Raw genomic sequence first — 18661 nt, 5'->3', positions numbered from 1 at the left:
ACGACTCCCAGTTTGTTGTTGGTTCCCGGTTTTCTTCCGTCTCGGCCTGTCCTAGCCGATGTTGCGGATGAACTGCTTGAGCCTTTCGGATCTGGGCGCGCCGAAGATCTGCTCCGGCGGTCCTTCTTCCTCGACCAATCCATTGTAGAGATAGACGACATGCGTCGCGACCTCGCGGGCGAACTTCATCTCGTGGGTGACCAGCACCATGGTGCGGCCTTCGCGCGCCAGGTCGCCGATCACCTTCAGCACCTCGCCGACCAGTTCGGGATCGAGCGCCGAGGTCGGCTCGTCGAACAGCATGACGCGCGGATTGATGGCCAGCGCCCGGGCGATCGCGGCACGCTGCTGCTGGCCGCCCGACAGATAGGCCGGATAGACGTCGCGCTTTTCGGCCAGGCCGACGCGGGCGAGCAGCTTCTCGGCCTCGCGGATCGCCACATCGCGCTGGACGCCAAGCACATGCACGGGAACCTCGATGACGTTCTCGATCAGCGTCATGTGGCTCCACAGGTTGAAGTTCTGGAACACCATGCCGAGCTTGGAGCGGATGCGCTCGATCTGCTTGCGGTCGGCCGGAACCGTGTGGCCGTGGCTGTCGGCCCTCAGCTTGATCTCCTCGCCATTGACCCGAATGATGCCGCTGGTCGGGTTCTCCAGGCAGTTGATGCAGCGCAGCAACGTCGATTTGCCGGAGCCCGAACCGCCGATGATGGCGATGACCTCGCCGTCGCGGGCCGACAGCGAGACGCCCTTCAGCACGTGCAGCTCACCGAACCGCTTGTGCAGGTTCTCGACATGGATGGCTTCGGCGGCGCCGCCCTGCGCCGTGTGTTTCAGTGCGGGGACGGCGCTTTGCGCCATCATCCCTTCGACGCTCCGCGGAGTGGTCGAGCCCGTCGCTGCTGGATTCTTTTACCCATTACCCGTCACTGGACAGAGTTCCCGTTCTCAAGATGGACCGTTCCGCTTGCCTCCGTCAACCATGGTTTTTGGACTATTGATCACGGCTTGCCGTAGTGGTTAGTGGCGGCAACGGACGTCTCGGGAGAATTGAGTGGGCAAATCATACGGGTCGCAGTCCATGGCCGGACCGCTGAAACGCGTGCTTATGCGGTCCGCCGCCAGCGCCATGCGTGATGCCAGGGCGAAGGAGTGGCACTACGGCCCCGGCTTCGAACCTGGAAGGGCCGCTGCCCAGCATGAGCGATTGACGCAGCTGGTTTCTGCCTCCGGCGCCGAGGTCGAATGGCTGACGGATGCCGACGACGGGCTGGCCGATTCGGTCTTCACCCATGATCCTTCGCTGATGACCGATCACGGCGCGATCATTCTTGCCATGGGCAAGACGCTGCGCCGGACTGAGCCCGGCCTGCACGAAGCAGCCTACGAGCGACTGGGCATTCCCGTCCTCGGCCGCATTGATGATCCGGGCCAGGTGGAAGGCGGCGACTGCGTCTGGGTGGATGCGAACACGCTGGCCGTCGGCCGTGGCGTGCGCACCAACCAGGATGGTATCCAGCAGCTCGCCAACCTGCTTTCGCCCAGGGGCATTTCGGTTTTTGGCTTCGATCTGCCGCTCTGGCACGGCGAGGAGGCCTGCCTGCACCTGATGTCGGTGATCAGTCCGCTTGCCGACGATCTCGCGCTGGTCTACGCGCCTCTGCTGCCGGCCGCCTTCTACCAGATGCTGAAGGGGCGCGGCATCACGCTGGTCGAGGGCGATGCAGATGAGTTCCATGCTTCCAACGGGCTCAGCCTCAATGTGCTGCCGACTGCGCCGCGCCAGGTGATCGCCGTCGCAGGCTTCCCCAGGACGGCGGCTGCCATGCAGGCGGCCGGCTGCACGGTTTCGACCTTCGAGGCGGATGCGCTGTGCATCGCTTGCGAGGGTGGCCCGACCTGCCTGACGCGACCGGTGCTGCGCCAATGACCACCATTGGGACCACCCCTGGGAACACCATAGGGACGACTGTCGGCGAGGCGCTCATTTCGCTGCTCGAAGCCCATGGCGTCGACACGGTCTTCGGCATTCCCGGCGTGCACACGGTGGAACTCTACCGGGGGCTGGCGCGCTCGAATATCCGCCATGTCACGCCGCGCCACGAGCAGGGCGCCGGCTTCATGGCCGACGGCTATGCACGCGCCAGTGGCAGGCCGGGCGTCGCCTTCGTCATCACCGGACCGGGGCTCACCAACACCATCACCGCCATGGGACAGGCGCGTGCCGATTCGGTGCCGATGCTGGTGATCTCAGGTGTCAACGCCACGCCGACGCTCGGCAAGGGCCTGGGCCATCTGCATGAACTGCCCGACCAGCGCGGCATGATGGAGAAAGTGGCGTTGTCGTCGCTGCGGGTCACCGACGCCAGTGAATTGCCCGGCGCGCTGGCGCAGGCCTTCGCGCTGTTTTCATCGGCCCGGCCCGGTCCGGTGCATATCGAAATCCCGACCGACGTCATGGTCAAGCCGGCGGATGGCATCACCGCCATGCTGAGCAATGCAGCACCGCCCGCGCCGTCCGGCGCGGCAATTGCCAGCGCGGCTAAACTCATCGCCGCCGCGCGCGCTCCGTTGATCCTGGCCGGCGGCGGCGCCAAACGCGCCGAAGCGCCATTGCGGCGTCTGGCCGAACAGCTGGGGGCGCCGGTCGTCGAGACAGCCAATGCGCGCGGCCTCCTGCATGCCCATCCGCTTTGCGTGCCGGCCAGCCCCAGCCTGAACGCAGTGCGGGCGCTGATGGCGCAAGCGGATCTGGTCATTGCCGCCGGCACCGAATTCGGCCCCACCGACTATGACGGCTACAGCGATGGCGGGTTCGTCCTGCCCGCCAATCTCATCCGCATCGATATCGGCGCAGACCAATTGGCCCGCCGCCCGGCGACGGTTTCGATTCAGGCCGATTGCGCCGAGGCGCTCGAAGCGCTGCTCCTGGAAATCAGCCATGTCCCGGCAAGCGAGGGCGGACCATCACGCGCCGCCGCAGCACGAGAGGCGGCCTTTGCCGAGATCAGTCCGACGATGCAGTCGCAGGTGCGCGCCGTGGAAGTGATCCGCGACGCACTGCCGGGCGCGCTCATCGTCGGCGATTCGACGCAGCCGATCTATGCCGCCAACCTCTACTACGACCATGATCGCCCCGGCGGCTGGTTCAATGCCGCCACCGGCTTCGGCGCGCTCGGCTACGGCCCGCCGGCGGCGATCGGCGCCGCCCTTGCCGTGCCCGATGCGCCGGTCGTCTGTCTCACGGGGGATGGCGGCTTTCAGTTCACGCTACCGGAACTGGGCGCCGCGCTTGATGCCCAGGCACCGGTCATCTTCGTCGTCTGGAACAATCGCGGCTACCGCGAGATCGAAACTTCGATGCTCGATGTCGGCGTCGAGCCGGTCGGCGTGTCGCCGGCGCCGCCGGATTTCTGCAAGCTGGCCGAAGCCTATGGCCTTGGCGCCGAACGACTTGCCGATATCGACGCCCTGGCGGACGCGTTGAAACGCGCCCGGGCAACCGGACTGCCGCGCGTCATCGAAATCACAGTCGACTGAAGAGTGGCGGCGCAGCGTGCTTCATGCCTCATGTGGCATGGACCCGGCTGGCCGCCAGGCTGATGCATGCAAAGACGCAACAACTGCCATGTCGAGATATCAGTTGAGTGATGGTGCGAAAGGCGCGACGCTCTGCGTCGGGCGGCGTAACAAGCGACACAATCAAAAAAATAACAGGAGCGGTCCAGGATGACGGAAACACTTGAAGGCAGGCACATTGTCGTGACCGGAGGCACCGGGGCGCTCGGTGGTGCGGTCGTCGGCAAACTGCTGAGTGAGGGCGCGATCTGCCATGTGCCCAATGCCCATGCCGCGGCGCCCGGGCATTTCCCCTTTGCCGAGCACGACCGTGTCAAGCTGGTGCACAATGTCGATCTCTCGGACTCCGCCAAGGTCGAGGCGTTCTACAGCCAGGTTCCAGGTCTGTGGGGCTCGATCCACCTGGCCGGCGGCTTCACCGCGGCACCGGTGGAAAAGATCGAGTCGGCATCCTTTGCCGAGATGATGGACACCAACGCACGCACCGCCTTCCTGTGCTGCCGTGCGGCAGTGCGCTCGATGCTGGCGTCGGACATTGCGGGCCGCATCGTCAATGTCACGGCGCGCGCCGGGCTCGACCCGCGGCGCGGCAGCGGCACGGTTGCCTACGCCGCCAGCAAGGCCGCGGTAGCGGCGATGACGGTGGCGATGGCCGAGGAGTTGAAAGGCAGGGGCATCCTGGTCAATGCCGTGGCGCCATCGACGCTCGATACGCCGGCAAACCGCGCCGATATGCCGGATGCCGACGTCACCAGATGGGTCAGTCTCGAAGCGGCCGCCGAAGCCATTGCCTATCTCGCCTCGCCAGCCAATCAGGCGATGAGCGGAACGCTGGTGCCGCTCTACGGCAGGGCCTGAGCAGAAGCCGTCGAAACAGGGCAGGTGGCCTCCGATCCGTTGGCGTTGCGGTAGCGGTAGAGCCGCAGCGGCGAGGAAGCATCCGTCGGACACTCCTTGAGCCATGATGGCGGGTGGCCCTCCATCAGCGCTGCCGCGAATGGATAGGTGGTTTCGAGATCTGGCGACGGTGGGCCTCTCCACCCGCAAAGGGCGACATGCGTCGCCTTGGACGCATCGAGAAACGAGCGCGGGTCGGCGGTCGAGGGATCAAGGAAGCGATAGCTCCGTTCGATCCCTTGAGCCGACGGGTGATTGGGGATTGTCACCACCTTGGGACCTTCGGCAAGAGCAAGAAAATGCGCTCCGATCAACGGTGGCGTCAGAACGACGGCGCCTGCCGGCCAACCCTGTCGCGGCTCAATGTGCCTGAGATCGCAGCTGTCGGCGAACTCGCCGGCTGGAATGGCTGCCTGCGATGGTCTTGCCGACAGCTGGTACAGCGCCATCGCCGCGGACAGAACCAGACCGGGCAGGATCAACGCGTATCTTCGCGATGCCACCGGCACGCGTGACTTCAAATAGCGCCCCAGTCCCGCATCCGGTGGCAGGAAACTCGCCAGCACGAAGGTCAGACCGATGCCGGAAAAGACCGGAAGATAGCGAAAGTAGCGGAAGTAGCCGATCGCCAGCGCCAGCGAGAGCAGCGAGAACAGCGCCAGGATGACAAGCGGCCGGCTTCGGCTCCGCGGATTGAGGCAGATGACTGCCGGGGCGAGCGCGCCGACGAACAGCAACGCCATGCTGGGAAAGCTGTCCGACAAAACGAAATCAGGGCGCCGGAACAGGCTCAGTTCCTGAGGGATCCTGTTGAGCATGTTGTCGCGTACATAGGCGTCGAGCGAAGCATAAGGGCCGGCCAGGCATTGCGGGAACAACATCACCAGCGTCGCCGCGCTGGCCGCCGCGAACACCAGCAAGATTGCCGTCCGCGTCGCCCATCCGCCGCGCCGGCCGACAAGCAAAGGCACCACGGCAAATGAAAGCCCGGCCGCGACGAGTGCCGTCACATGCGGCGTGGAATAGGTATCGCATCTGATGGCGGAATAGGCTGAAGGCGGCACGATCGCGGCGAACAGGCCGACCCCGCCCAGGGCCAATGCCAGCCCGAAGCCAGCGATCCTGTCGGCACCCCGTTCGCGGCCGAAGATCCAGTCAAAGGCATAGACCGCCATCACCAGCGCATAGAACGGCGCGAACTCGGCGCTGATGGCAAGCGCCAAGGCCGCCAGTAGCCCGTTCATGAAGGCAGCGAAGCGGTTCTGCGACAACATCAAGACCAGGGCCGCGAGCAGAAGCAGTATTTGCAGATTGTGGTAGTCGATCCGTCCCGGGGCGTATTCGAAAAAGCTGCGCGCGGCAAAGATCAGAGCCAGCGGCAATGCAACGGCCGGGTTAGCAAAGCCCACTGCGATCACCAGCCTATTGTAGAAATAGAGCGCCGGCGCAAGCAGCAGCAGCGGCACGGCAAAGCTTGCCATCGTCAGCGCCGGCTCGAAGCCGGCAAACGGCATCAGCAGACGCGCGAAGGCGGCATAGGGCAGGTCCACGATCCATGGCCAATGCGAGACATAGGGCTCTGGCTGGGCAACACCGGGCAGCAACCGGTCGAAGATGTTGCCGGTTTCAAGCAAGGTGCGGACTTCATGCAGTTTGACAAGGTCGTCCACGTCGCCATTGAGCTGGAAACCCAGGGACCAGAGGACGGCCATCAAGATCGCCATTCCGCAAAAGCAGAACAAGGCCGGTGACCCGATGTAGAGACGAGGCAACCACGAAGAGCCCGTAGCGGGACAATCGTCGTCATTGCGCATGGAAAGCCTCTCCTCGGACCACTGGCAAATACGCGAGGAAGTTTATCTTACCGTAAAGAAAAACCCCGCCGGATCGCTCCGGCGGGGCTTGAACTGACCACCGCGCAAGCGGTGGGGGCAGATGACTTAGCTGCCCTGCTTCTTCAGCGCGGCACCCAGGATGTCGCCCAGCGAAGCGCCCGAGTCGGTCGAGCCGTACTGGGCGACCGCTTCCTTCTCTTCGGCGATTTCCAGCGCCTTGATCGAGACCTGCAGCTTGCGGGTCTTCTTGTCGAAGGCGATGACGCGCGCGTCGACCTTCTGGCCGACGGTGAAGCGCTCGGGGCGCTGCTCGTCGCGGTCACGGCTCAGATCGGAGCGCTTGATGAAGGTCTCGATGCCGCTGTCGACCAGCCGCACTTCCAGACCGCCATCCTTGACGCCGATGACTTCGCAGGTGACGACCGCGTTCTTGCGCAGTTCGCCGCTCGTCGCTGCTTCGCCGACCGTATCCTTGGCCAGCTGCTTGATGCCGAGCGAGATGCGCTCCTTGTCGATGTCGACGTCGAGCACCTGCGCCTTGACCATGTCGCCGCGATTGTACTCTTCGATGACCTGCTCGCCCGGACGGGTCCAGTCGAGATCGGAGAGATGGACCATGCCGTCCACGTCGCCTTCGAGGCCGATGAACAGGCCGAACTCGGTCTTGTTCTTGACCTCGCCCTCGACCTGGCTGCCGACCGGATGGCTGCTGGCGAAAGCCTGCCACGGATTCTCGAGCGTCTGCTTGAGGCCGAGCGAGATGCGGCGCTTGGCCGGATCGACTTCGAGCACCACCACATCGACTTCCTGGGTCGTCGACAGGATCTTGCCGGGATGCACGTTCTTCTTCGTCCACGACATTTCCGAAACGTGGATGAGGCCTTCGATGCCCGGCTCCAGCTCGACGAACGCGCCGTAGTCGGTGATGTTGGTGACGGTACCCTTGATCTTCTTGCCGATCGGGAACTTGGTGCCGATCTCGGACCACGGATCGCTCTCGAGCTGCTTCATGCCGAGCGAGATGCGGTGGGTTTCCTGGTTGATGCGGATGATCTGCACCTTGACCGTCTGACCGATGTTGAGGATTTCGGTCGGATGGTTGACGCGGCGCCATGCCATGTCGGTGACATGCAGCAGGCCGTCGATGCCGCCGAGGTCGACGAACGCACCGTAATCGGTGATGTTCTTGACGACGCCTTCGACAACCTGGCCTTCTTCGAGGTTCTGCACGATTTCCGAACGCTGTTCGGCGCGGCTCTCCTCGAGCACGGTGCGGCGCGACACCACGATGTTGCCGCGGCGGCGATCCATCTTGAGGATCTCGAAGGGCTGCGGGTTGTGCATCAGCGGGGAGACGTCGCGGATCGGGCGGATATCGACCTGGCTGCGCGGCAGGAAGGCCACGGCGCCGTCGAGGTCGACGGTGAAGCCGCCCTTGACCTGGTTGAAGATGACGCCTTCGACGCGCTCACCCTTGGTGAACTTCTCTTCGAGACGGACCCAGCTCTCTTCGCGGCGGGCCTTTTCACGGCTGAGCATCGCTTCGCCAAGCGCGTTCTCGATGCGCTCGACATAGACTTCGACGGTGTCACCGACCTTGAGGGTGGTGTCCTTGCCCTTGACGCCGAATTCCTTCAGCGGCACGCGGCCTTCGACCTTGAGGCCGACGTCGATGATGGCCATGTCCTTTTCGATGGCCGTGATCGTGCCCTTGACGACCTGGCCTTCGCCGGAATGACCTGTGGTGAATGATTCTTCGAGCAGGCTCGCGAAATCATCGCGAGTGGGATTTGCAGCTGACATTGTTTCTCCTGGAATGCCCCGCTTCTGTCGCGGGACGGGCGCCGTGGGTTAGCGTTGCGTTGGCCTGCCGGCGTTCCGGGCTACAAAAGCCCTGGGCCGCTCTTTAAGCGGCAATTCCGGCGCATGAAGAATGCTGGCAGGCTGGTTCGTGCCCGATATGGGTATTTTCTTCGCCTCCGACAACGGAAACACGAGGGAAAAACCCGGCTCAGGCCTTGTCTCTCTTGGCCAGCACGTCGTCGATGATCGCCATGGCCGCAAGAAACGCGGCTTCTATAGCCATTTCGCTGGTATCAAGCAAGTGCGCGTCTGCCGCCGGCTTCAAGGGCGAGTCGGCGCGGCCCATGTCGCGCTCGTCGCGGCGCACGATATCGGCGAGGATCTCGGTGAAATCGGCGGTACCGCCGATGCTCTCGATCTCGGCCAGTCGCCGCCGCGCCCGCACCTCGGCGCTCGCCGTTACATAGAGTTTTATGTCGGCGTCGGGGCAGACGACGGTGCCGATGTCGCGGCCATCGAGCACGGCGCCCGGCGGCGTCGTGGCAAATGCGCGCTGCTTTTCGACCAGGATGCGCCGCACAGTCGGGAAAACCGCGACCTTCGAGGCCGCCTCGCCTACCGCATGCGCCGACAGCACCGCCCGGTCGAGCTTGGCCAGATCGACCTGGCGTGCCGCGGTTTCGGCCGCCGAGACATTGTCGAGCGGCAGCGCGTGCTGGATCAGCGCGTAGGCCACCGCGCGATAGGTGAGGCCGGTGTCAAGAAGGTTCAGCCGGTAATGGTCGGCGAGCCGCCGGGCCAGCGTGCCCTTGCCGGCGCCGGCCGGGCCGTCGATGGCGATGGTGAAGATCGAAGTCATGAACGACAACAAGCCGAGAACCGGCCTCAATGCAATATGCCACTATGCGGTTTGACGAAGCCCCATCAATGGGAAACGGGCCGCGCAAATGCCCTAAGCAGATACAGCACCCATCCCAGCACGTGGCCAAGAAAATACCCGCTGAGGATCGCGTAGCCGCCCATTACGAAAAATATCACATTTGAGGGTAGGTCGGCTTTGATGGGTTCAAGCACCCAGCCGAAATGCAGGCCGTATGCGCAGCCTATCGTTCCACATGAGGAACCCATGCTTGGGATGGTAAGTCCGACCCAGGATGCCCCGATCAAACCGAAGCGCACGAGTGAATAGTTCCGCTCATTGATCATCTTGGCCACGGATATGGCCTTTACAATGATCAAAACGACACCCGCTACGATCGCAAGCAAAATCGAGGCTAGGATGTTCATGGCTCTCCCCAATGTTCGCTCGACCTTGAAGGACCGGCCTTAAAGAACAATTGAGTTGATAGCCAAATTTGACGACAATCCTGGGTTTAGCAAATCTCCGCGCCCAGCCCCTTCATCAGCCCCATGAATTCCGGGAAACTGGTCGCGATCATCGCCTGATCGTCGATGGTGACGGGCTTTTCCGTCGCCAGCCCCATGACCAGAAAACTCATGGCGATGCGATGGTCGAGATGGGTTTGCACCGTTGTATCCGGGCCGTTCGGATGGCGACCGAGACCCTTACCGCCCGGCTTTCCGCGTACCGCCAGTGAAGCCTCACCCTCGGTGCAGTCGACGCCGTTGAGCTTCAGACCGTCGGCGACGGCCGACAGCCGGTCGGATTCCTTCACCCGAAGCTCTTCCAGCCCCTGCATCAGCGTTTCGCCCTCGGCGAAGCTGGCGGCAACCGCAAGCACGGGATATTCGTCGATCATCGACGGCGACCGCTCGGGCGGCACGGTGACGCCCTTGAGTTCGGAATAGCGCACGCGCAGGTCGGCGACATCCTCGCCGCCGGCATTGCGCGGATTGAGGATCTCGATCTTGCCGCCCATTTCCTGCAGCGTCAAAAGCAGACCGGTGCGGGTCGGGTTCATCAGCACGTTTTCGATGACGATGTCGGAGCCCGGCACGATCAGTGCGGCCACCAGCGGGAAGCCGGCGGAGGACGGGTCGCCCGGCACCGCGATCGTCTGGCCGGTCAGCTTGCCCTGGCCTTCGATGAAGATGTGGCGCACGCCGCGCTCGTCGGTCTCGACCGACAGATTGGCGCCAAAGCCCTTAAGCATCTTTTCGGTATGGTCGCGCGTCATGACAGGCTCGATGACCGTGGTGATGCCCGGCGTGTTGAGACCGGCCAGCAGCACCGCCGATTTCACTTGCGCCGAGGCCATGGGCACCCGGTAGGTGATCGGTGCGGCATGCTTGGGCCCATGCAGCGTGATCGGCATGCGGTCGCCGGGCGTCGCCTTCAGCACCTGCACGCCCATCTGGCGCAAGGGTTCGAGCACGCGGCCCATCGGCCGGCCCGACAGCGACGCGTCGCCGATGAAGGTCGTTTCCATATCATAGGTGCCGACCAGGCCCATGGTCAGCCGCGAGCCGGTGCCGGCATTGCCGAAGTCGAGCGGGCCTTCCGGCTGCAGCAGCGCGCCATTGCCGGTGCCGCGGATCACCCACTCGGCGCCGCGCTTCTCGATATGCGCGCCCATTGCCTTCATCGCCGCACCGGTGCGCAACACGTCCTCGCCTTCGAGCAGGCCGGTGATGCGGGTCTCGCCGGAGGCGAGGCCCCCAAACATGAAGGAGCGGTGCGAGATCGACTTGTCGCCCGGCACGCGCGCCGTGCCGGCAAGGGCTGGTGATTTGCGGGCGGTGGCCGACTTTGGGGCGGCGGCGTGAGACATGGAATTTCCCTGGACGGAATGCCGGCGGGCCGGCGCTTTTCATTTGTTGCGGCGGTCTCGTATCACGGCGGGCCGAAATGGTCATCCCCCATGGTCGTCATCGACTCGAGGCCTTCCATTGCATGGTTTTGTGACGCCGGCTTTTCGCTTTGACAGCGCTGCAAACAGTGGTTAAGGGGACCACTCTTTTATTGACGAGGCTTGCCGTGGCAAAAACCGAACTTGGCATAAAGCGCATCGACCCGGAGACGGGCCGGAAATTCTACGACCTGAACAAGGACCCGATTGTCTCGCCCTACACCGGCAAGACCTATCCGCGTTCCTATTTCGAGGAAGGCAAGAGCGCCGTCCTCGAGGAGGAAGAGGAAGTGGCCGAGAAGGAAGTGGACGCCGAGGACGAAGAGGGTGTTGAGGTCGTCTCGCTCGAAGAGGCCGACGAGGATACCAAGAGCGGCGACGATCTTCCCGACCTCGGCGACGACGAGGATGATGTCGATCTCGGCGACGACGAGGATGACACCTTCCTTGCCGACGAAGAGGAAGAAGACGACGACGTTGCCGACATGATCGGCGTCGGCGACGACGACGACGAGGTCTGATCGGCCTTGAAAGCAGGCGTTTGCCAGCTTTCGTGGCCTGTGAAGAAAAAGCCGCTCTCGAAGGCTTGATATTGACGAAAGGCGGGGTTAGAAGCCGCCTGCACTAACGGCGCGGTCTCCAACCCACGCCGGATCTCTTCGCCGGAAACGGCGCCGGTTGACTGCCGGAAGTGGGGCCATAGCTCAGTTGGGAGAGCGCTTGAATGGCATTCAAGAGGTCGTCGGTTCGATTCCGATTGGCTCCACCAAGTTCCCTCTAGGCCGTTGATTTTCCTAGAAAGCCTTTGGTTTGAAGGCTCTATTCTACGAACGTGGTCCACATTGGTGGTACACACGCAGGGAAGTCCGTGCCTTGTCGGGCGTCACATCTCCTACTTCGCAGGAATGTCTATTGGTTTCGGTTGCGCGTCCCGGCTCTGACACCAAGCTTGGCCAGATAGGCCGGCGTTCGGGAGTTCGTCGAACTCTTTCAAAAGCTGCCGAGCGATGCGACGAGGCACTTTCCTGAAGCCACCATCTTCGAAGCCGTTCAACTGGCTACTGAATGCGATGGATTTGGGATGAAACCTTGCCCCGTCGAGCAGGCAGACCAATCGAGCAGCCGCGAGCTGGTATGGAGTGCGTTCGATTTCCTTCCCGCACGCGCTCGTTTCGAGTAAAGCTATGACTGGGCGCCTTCCGATCGCGCGGGGACGGCGCTGTTAGGGTGGCGGCGAGACCGTGATCGGCTTTGATTGCAGCGTTTGCCATCTAGGATTGCGTGCTTCGAGGCTGGAACATGGAACACAGGCTCGCGGCGGTGCTGGCAGCCGACATGGCTGGATTCTCTCGGCTCATGGAAGCCGACGAGAGGGGCACCCTTGCGCGGCTCAAAACGCACCGGATCGAACTCATTGATCCGGCAATCGCTAAGAACCAGGGCCGCATCATCAAAACCACCGGTGACGGCATGCTGGTCGAGTTCCAGAGCGTCGCAGATGCCGTGCGTTGCGCCGCGGAGGTGCAGATCCGCATGCGCCGCCGCAACGCCGACGTGCCGGATGCCGGACGCATTCAGTTCCGCATCGGCATCAATCTCGGCGACATCATCTTCGATGAGGGCGACATTTATGGCGACGGCGTGAATGTCGCCGCCCGGCTGGAGCAGATGGCCGAAGTCGGCGGGGTGTGCGTCACCCAGGCCGTGTACGAACAGGTCTTCGACCGGCTCGAAATCAGGTTCGAGGACCTCGGCGAGAAGGCCCTGAAGAACATCTCTCGCCCGATACGGGTCTGGCGCGCGGTGCTGGAGGATGCAGCCGATCCGCGAACGGCGGACGGCTCGGCCCGGCGCAGCGTGGTGAAGCCGTCGATTGCGGTCCTGCCATTCGCCAATATGAGCGGCGAATCCGAACAGGAATTTTTCGTTGATGGTCTGACCGAGGATATCATCACGGAACTTTCGCGCCGGCACGAGCTGTTCGTCATCTCGCGCAACTCCACCTTCGTCTACAAAGGGCAGTCGGTAAACCTTCGTGAAATCGCCCGGAAGCTGGGCGCGCAATTCTTGGTGGAGGGCAGCGTCCGAAAATCGGGCGGTCAGCTCAGGGTGACGGCGCAGCTGATCGATACTGCCACGGATACGCACATCTGGGCCGAGCGATACGACCGCAAGCTCGACGATGTCTTCGCCATTCAGGACGAACTGACCGCAGCGATCGTGGCCACGCTGCCAGGCCGCGTCGAAGCCGCGCAGCAGGATGTCGTGGCGCGCAAAACACCTGCCAACATGGCAGCATACGAATGCGTGCTCGCGGCCAAGGTCCGCCACCATCGCAGCAGTCGAGCCGAGAATGAGGAGGCGCTGAAGCTGGTGACACGAGCGCTGGAACTCGATCCCGAATACGCGCATGCCCATGCCTGGCGGGGCTGCATCCTGGGGCAAGCTTGGGGCTACGGCTGGTGCGCCGATAAGGACGCCGCTTTCGACGAAGTCGTCCGTGAGCTTGAGTTGGCGCAGGCACTGGACAGCAACGATGCCGACGTCCAACGGATATTGGCGGCCATCAGCATCAGCCGCAATGATCTGACGAAGGCTCGGCACCACCAGGAGCGGGCTCTCGCACTCAATCCAAACTACGATCTTGTCGTGGTCCAGCACGGCGAGCTTTTGACTTGGCTCGGTCACCCCAAGGAAGGGGCCGACTGGATTCGCAAGGCGATGCGGTTGAACCCTCATCACCCAGAACGCTTCTGGAGCCATCTTGGGAAAGCTCACTTTACAGCCCACGAATATCCCGAAGCAATCGAGGCCTTCATGCATCTGTCGAAGATGGATGCCAACCAACACGCTTTTGTCGCGTCGGCCTATCACTGGCTGGGCGATCGGACCGCTGCGTCCGCTCACCTCGCTCAAATAGACAAGGTCGATCCGGAATTTACGCTTGAGGCGTTCGTCTCGACCTTGCACTACGAGAACGAGGCGGATCTTCATCACCTGGTTGATGGACTGAAGTCATCCGAAGCGGCGCAGGTGAAAGCATAGCCATCACCACTCGGCGAAGGAGCCATCCTTGTGGCGCCAGATTGGGTTGCGCCAGCGGTGGCCTTCCTTGGCGCGCTCCTTGACGTAGTCCTCGTCGATCTCGACGCCGAGGCCGGGGCCATCGGGAATGGCGACATAACCATCCTGGTAGCGGAAGACATCCTTGTTGGCGGCATAGTCGAGCAGGTCGTTGGCGGCGTTGTAGTGGATGCCGAGGCTCTGCTCCTGGATGAAGCAGTTGTAGCTGACCGCATCGAGCTGCAGGCAGGCGGCAAGCGCGATCGGCCCGAGCGGACAGTGCGGCGCCACCGCGACATCATAGGCCTCGGCCATGGCCGCGATCTTGCGGCATTCGGTGATGCCGCCGGCATGCGAAAGGTCGGGCTGGATGATGTCGACGACGCCTTCCTCGAACACCGACTTGAAGTCCCAGCGGCTGTAGAGCCGCTCACCCAAAGCAATCGGCGTCGAGCCAAGGGCGGCGATTTCCTTCAGCGCCTCGCGGTTTTCGCTCAGCACCGGCTCCTCGATGAACATCAGCCTGTAGGGCTCGAGCTCCTTGACCAGCATGCGCGCCATCGGCCGATGCACGCGGCCGTGGAAATCGACGGCGATGCCGATGTTGGGGCCGACGGCCTCGCGCACCATGGCGACCCGCTCGACCGCGGCATCTATCCTGTCGTGGCTGTCGACGATCTGCAGTTCCTCGGTGCCGTTCATCTTGAGCGCCAGGAAGCCGCGCGCCACCATTTCCCGGGCACCCGCGGCGACCTCGGCCGGACGGTCGCCGCCGATCCAGGAATAGACCTTGATGCTGTCACGCAACTTGCCGCCGAGCAGTTCATGCACGGGCACGCCGAGCGCCTTGCCCTTGATGTCCCACAGCGCCTGGTCGATTCCGGCAATGGCGCTCATAAGGATCGGCCCGCCACGGTAGAAGCCGCCGCGATGCATCACTGTCCAGTGGTCCTCGATCAGGCGCGGATCCTTGCCGATGAGATAATCGCCAAGCTCCTTGACCGCCGCTTCGACGGTCAGCGCCCGGCCTTCGACGACCGGCTCGCCCCAGCCGGTGACACCGGCATCGGTCTCGATCTTCAGGAACAGCCAGCGCGGCGGAACGATGTAGGTGGTGAGCGAGATGATTTTCATGCGCTGTCTCAGTTGTTCTTGAGTTTCTTGGCGCTGACGAGGTCGCGCGCCGCAAGGTCGAGGATCTTGTTTGCCGCGCCGCGCGCGGCCTCGGCGTCGCGCATGCGTAACGCCTCGACCACCTCGCGATGTGCCGCCACCGCTTCCAGGCGCCGCTCGAGCGAAATCGTCGCCGTCGCCTCCAGCGAGAATTTCAGCCCCGTGTCGATCAGATTGCCGATCTGGCGAAAGATCGGGTTGTGGCTCGCGGCATAGACGATCTGGTGGAAAGCGATGTCGCTGCGCGAGAAAGCGGCGCGATCCTCGCCGGCGCCTGCCATGCCGCGCCAGGCAGCTTCGAGATCGGCGATCTCCTGCAATGTCGCGCGCGTCGCGGCAAGCTCGGCGACCAGCGGTTCGATGGCCCGGCGTGTCTCCAGGATGGCGTCGAAGAGCTTGTCGTCCAGCGCGTGCGGCGCGTGCCAGGCCAGCACCTGCGGGTCGATGATGTTCCAGTCGTCCTCGTTGCAGACGACGGTGCCGACGCGCGGCCGCGACAACACCAGCCCCTTGGCGGCCAGCACCTTCAGCGCCTCGCGGATGACGGTGCGGCTGACACCGTACTCGACGCCAAGTTCGTTTTCGGTCGGCAAGGAGGATCCGGCCGGGTAGCGGCCGGAAAAGATGTCCGAGGCCATTGCCTTGGTCACATCGGGCATGACGCGCGGGCGACGCGTGGTCGCACCCCCCGGGGCTTTCTTCGAAATTTCGGTCACCTTAGCCCTCCTCCAAGGCGGCGAACCTGCTAGTTCGCGCAACCGGCCCGGCATTAGCGGATGCAAACGAGTTGCGCCAGCGATCGTTGGTCAGAGCATGTACCTTAATTATCATACCAGATCAATTGACGAGTATGATAAAAGCGAATAGAAACGCCGACACCCGGGCTGAGCGCCCGGCCTATCGCTGGGAGGTAATCATGCGACTTTTGAAGACCGCGCTCGTCGCGGGCGCTCTTGCCGTGCTGTCCGTCACGACGATCGCTTCTGCCTATGCTCAGGACACCAAGATCGGTTTCATCGTCAAACAGCCCGAGGAACCGTGGTTCCAGGACGAATGGAAGTTCGCCGACCAGGCCGCCAAGGAAAAGGGCTTCACCCTCGTCAAGATCGGCGCCGAGGACGGTGAGAAGCTGATGTCGGCGATCGACAATCTCGGCGCCCAGGGCGCCCAGGGCTTCATCGTCTGCACGCCGGATGTGAAGCTCGGACCCGGCATCGTCGCCAAGGCCGCCGCCAACAATCTCAAGCTGATGACCGTCGACGACCGTCTGGTCGGTGCCGACGGCAAGGCGCTGGAAGACGTGCCGCATATGGGCATCTCGGCCACCAAGATCGGCGAGGCCGTCGGCCAGGCGATCGTCGATGAAATGAAGGCGCGTGGCTGGAAGGCCGACGAGGTTGGCGCCATCCGCGTCTCCTATGATCAACTGCCGACGGCGGTCGATCGTGTCGAAGGCGCCATCTCGGTGCTGAAGGCGAACGGCTTCAAGGCCGAGAACATCTTCGACGCGCCGCAGGCCAAGACCGACACTGAAGCCGCGCTGAACGCCGCGACGGTCGTGCTCAATGCCCATGCCGACATCAAGAAATGGGTCTCCTTCGGCCTCAACGACGAAGCCGTGCTGGGCGCCGTGCGCGCCTCCGAGAGCGTCGGCATCCCGGCGGACGGCATGATCGGCGTCGGCATCGGCGGCGCGGATTCGGCGATCAACGAGTTCAAGAAGCCGGCCGCCACCGGCTTTGTCGGCACCGTGATCATCTCGCCGAAGCGCCATGGCTATGAGACGGCGCTCAACATGTACGACTGGGTTGCCAACAACAAGGAGCCGGAGAAGCTGATCCTGACCTCCGGCGCGCTGGCCAAGCGCGACGACTATCAGAAGGTCCGCCAGGGCCTCGGCATCGAATAATCCTCCCTGTACAAACAGGCGGCGGCTCATCCCGCCGCCTGTTTGTCATGGCACAACAAGGATCGACGCCCGTGTCCTTTCTCGACTTTTCGCGCATCACCAAGACCTATCCGGGCGTCAAGGCACTGTCGGACGTCTCGTTCGGCGTCGACAAGGGCGCCGTGCATGGCCTGATGGGCGAGAACGGCGCGGGCAAATCCACCCTGATCAAGATCCTGTCCGGCGACCAGCATGCCGACGCGGGTGAGATAAGCATCGACGGCAAGGTCCAGGCCTATGCCTCGACCCGGGATGCCTTCGACAATGGCGTCATCGTCATCCACCAGGAACTGCAGCTCGTTCCCGAACTCACCGTTGCTGAAAACCTCAGCCTCGGCCGCTTTCCCGCCAGCGCCGGCATCATCGCGCGCGCCAGGATGCTGGACGACGTCGGCGCCAAGCTGAAATCGGCCGGCATCGACATCGACATGCGCCGCAAGGTCAAGACGCTGTCGATCGGCGAGCGCCAGATGGTCGAGATCGCCAAGGCGATCATGCTCGACGCGCGCGTCATTGCGCTGGACGAGCCGACCTCTTCCTTGTCGTCGCGCGAAAGCGAAATCCTGTTTGCCCTGATCGATCGGCTGCGCGGCGAGGGCAAGGTGATCATCTACGTGTCGCACCGATTGGATGAGGTGTTCCGGCTTTGCGACAGCCTGACCGTGCTGCGCGACGGCAAGCTCGCGGCGCACCATGTATCGCTGGAAGGTGTCACCCGCGACCAGGTCGTCGCCGAAATGGTCGGCCGCGAGATCTCGGACATTTGGGGTTTTCGCCCGCGCAAGGCAGGCGATGTCCGCCTGAAGATCGAGGCCCTGTCAGGAGCAAAGCTGAGGACCCCGGCCAACTTCGACGCCCGCGCCGGCGAAATCGTCGGCTTCTTTGGCCTGATCGGCGCCGGGCGCTCGGAACTGATGCGGTTGGTCTTCGGCGCCGATCCGCGCTCGGGCGGCGCCATCACAGTCGACGGCAAGGGGATCCACGCCACCGATCCGCATGGCGCGATCCGGGCCGGCGTCGTGCTGTGTTCGGAAGACCGCAAGCATGACGGCATCATCCAGGGCCGCTCGATCGAGGAGAACATCAACATCTCATCGCGCCGCCATCACACGCGTTTTGGCGTGCTCAACCGCGCCAGCGAGATCGCAACCGCCGAAACATTCATCAAGAAGCTCAAGGTGCGCACGCCGTCGCGCAAGCAGGACATCATCAACCTCTCCGGCGGCAACCAGCAGAAGGTCATCCTTGGCCGCTGGCTGTCCGAGCAGGGCGTGCGGGTGCTCATCGTCGACGAGCCGACACGCGGCATCGACGTCGGCGCCAAATCGGAAATCTACGAACTGCTCTACCAGCTTGCCGAGGACGGCATGGCGATCGTCGTCGTCTCGTCCGAACTGCCGGAGGTGATGGGCATCTGCGACCGCATCCTGGTGATGTGCGGCGGGCGCATCAGCGCCGAACTCACCCGCCACCAGTTCGCCGAGAAGGCGATCCTGGCCGCCGCTCTTCCCGACAAGAAAACCCCCGACGCGATCGCATCCTGAGGACCC

General features: G+C 63.4%; 15 protein-coding genes and 1 tRNA gene. 8 read left to right on the top strand and 8 right to left on the bottom strand.

Annotation, left to right across the window (positions count from 1 at the left end; genetic code table 11):
• Positions 1-51: 51 nt before the first annotated feature.
• Positions 52-864 (bottom strand): ABC transporter ATP-binding protein, encoded by an 813-nt coding sequence (locus AC07FD_RS05760; RefSeq protein WP_478349124.1) that lies wholly within the window; start codon positions 862-864, stop codon positions 52-54.
• Positions 865-1084: 220 nt separating this feature from the next.
• Here AC07FD_RS05760 and AC07FD_RS05755 point away from each other — a divergent pair, with 220 nt between their 5' ends.
• The 3 genes from AC07FD_RS05755 to AC07FD_RS05745 all read left to right on the top strand — a co-directional run bounded on the left by AC07FD_RS05755 (position 1085) and on the right by AC07FD_RS05745 (position 4440).
• Positions 1085-1933: a dimethylarginine dimethylaminohydrolase family protein gene (locus AC07FD_RS05755; protein ID WP_478349123.1), complete on the top strand. Its 849-nt coding sequence runs from the start codon at positions 1085-1087 to the stop codon at positions 1931-1933.
• Complete coding sequence (locus tag AC07FD_RS05750; RefSeq protein ID WP_478349048.1) at positions 1930-3543, top strand: 5-guanidino-2-oxopentanoate decarboxylase; 1614 nt, start codon at positions 1930-1932, stop codon at positions 3541-3543. The genes AC07FD_RS05755 and AC07FD_RS05750 overlap by 4 nt, the downstream gene beginning before the upstream one ends.
• Before the next feature lie 189 nt (positions 3544-3732).
• A complete protein-coding gene (locus AC07FD_RS05745) occupies positions 3733-4440 on the top strand; it encodes an SDR family NAD(P)-dependent oxidoreductase (RefSeq protein WP_478349047.1) in 708 nt (235 codons plus the stop codon).
• Here AC07FD_RS05745 and AC07FD_RS05740 read toward each other — a convergent pair.
• The 5 genes from AC07FD_RS05740 to aroA form a co-directional block, all read right to left on the bottom strand.
• Positions 4425-6191 carry a DUF998 domain-containing protein gene (locus AC07FD_RS05740; protein ID WP_478349046.1) on the bottom strand — a complete coding sequence of 589 codons (1767 nt, stop codon included), beginning with the start codon at positions 6189-6191 and terminating at the stop codon, positions 4425-4427. The two genes, AC07FD_RS05745 and AC07FD_RS05740, sit on opposite strands and share 16 nt — an antisense overlap.
• A 228-nt stretch (positions 6192-6419) precedes the next feature.
• Positions 6420-8117 (bottom strand): 30S ribosomal protein S1, encoded by a 1698-nt coding sequence (gene rpsA, locus AC07FD_RS05735; RefSeq protein WP_013528183.1) that lies wholly within the window; start codon positions 8115-8117, stop codon positions 6420-6422.
• A 208-nt stretch (positions 8118-8325) separates the two neighbouring features.
• Positions 8326-8976, bottom strand: a complete 651-nt coding sequence (gene cmk / locus AC07FD_RS05730; RefSeq protein WP_478349045.1) for a (d)CMP kinase — start codon at positions 8974-8976, stop codon at positions 8326-8328.
• Positions 8977-9041: 65 nt separating this feature from the next.
• Entirely contained in the window at positions 9042-9404 is a 363-nt protein-coding gene (locus tag AC07FD_RS05725; protein ID WP_478349044.1) for a hypothetical protein, read from the bottom strand.
• A gap of 86 nt (positions 9405-9490) precedes the next feature.
• The gene (aroA, locus tag AC07FD_RS05720; protein ID WP_478349043.1) at positions 9491-10849 is read right to left on the bottom strand and encodes a 3-phosphoshikimate 1-carboxyvinyltransferase; all 1359 of its coding nucleotides are present in this window, start codon (positions 10847-10849) and stop codon (positions 9491-9493) included.
• Positions 10850-11055: 206 nt separating this feature from the next.
• Here aroA and AC07FD_RS05715 point away from each other — a divergent pair, with 206 nt between their 5' ends.
• The 3 genes from AC07FD_RS05715 to AC07FD_RS05705 all read left to right on the top strand — a co-directional run bounded on the left by AC07FD_RS05715 (position 11056) and on the right by AC07FD_RS05705 (position 13972).
• Positions 11056-11448: a TIGR02300 family protein gene (locus tag AC07FD_RS05715; RefSeq protein WP_478349042.1), complete on the top strand. Its 393-nt coding sequence runs from the start codon at positions 11056-11058 to the stop codon at positions 11446-11448.
• A gap of 172 nt (positions 11449-11620) precedes the next feature.
• Positions 11621-11696, top strand: a tRNA-Ala gene (locus AC07FD_RS05710).
• Positions 11697-12226: 530 nt separating this feature from the next.
• On the top strand, positions 12227-13972 hold the full coding sequence (locus tag AC07FD_RS05705; protein WP_478349041.1) for an adenylate/guanylate cyclase domain-containing protein: 1746 nt from the start codon (positions 12227-12229) through the stop codon (positions 13970-13972).
• A 3-nt stretch (positions 13973-13975) separates the two neighbouring features.
• On the opposite strand, the gene dgoD is transcribed toward AC07FD_RS05705, so the two are convergent.
• Positions 13976-15124, bottom strand: a complete 1149-nt coding sequence (gene dgoD / locus AC07FD_RS05700) for a galactonate dehydratase (protein ID WP_478349040.1) — start codon at positions 15122-15124, stop codon at positions 13976-13978.
• A gap of 8 nt (positions 15125-15132) precedes the next feature.
• Entirely contained in the window at positions 15133-15822 is a 690-nt protein-coding gene (locus tag AC07FD_RS05695; protein WP_210333926.1) for a FadR/GntR family transcriptional regulator, read from the bottom strand.
• A gap of 257 nt (positions 15823-16079) precedes the next feature.
• On the opposite strand from AC07FD_RS05695, the gene AC07FD_RS05690 reads away from it, so the two are divergent.
• Together AC07FD_RS05690 and araG are read left to right on the top strand one after the other, a co-directional pair.
• Positions 16080-17072 (top strand): arabinose ABC transporter substrate-binding protein, encoded by a 993-nt coding sequence (locus AC07FD_RS05690; RefSeq protein ID WP_477412967.1) that lies wholly within the window; start codon positions 16080-16082, stop codon positions 17070-17072.
• A 71-nt stretch (positions 17073-17143) separates the two neighbouring features.
• Positions 17144-18655, top strand: a complete 1512-nt coding sequence (gene araG, locus AC07FD_RS05685) for an L-arabinose ABC transporter ATP-binding protein AraG (protein WP_478349039.1) — start codon at positions 17144-17146, stop codon at positions 18653-18655.
• The last annotated feature ends 6 nt before the right edge of the window (positions 18656-18661 follow it).

This window comes from Mesorhizobium waitakense, from assembly GCF_056431085.1.
Note: the sequence above shows the minus strand (reverse complement) of the source record. Positions and strands in the feature narration are given on the sequence as shown.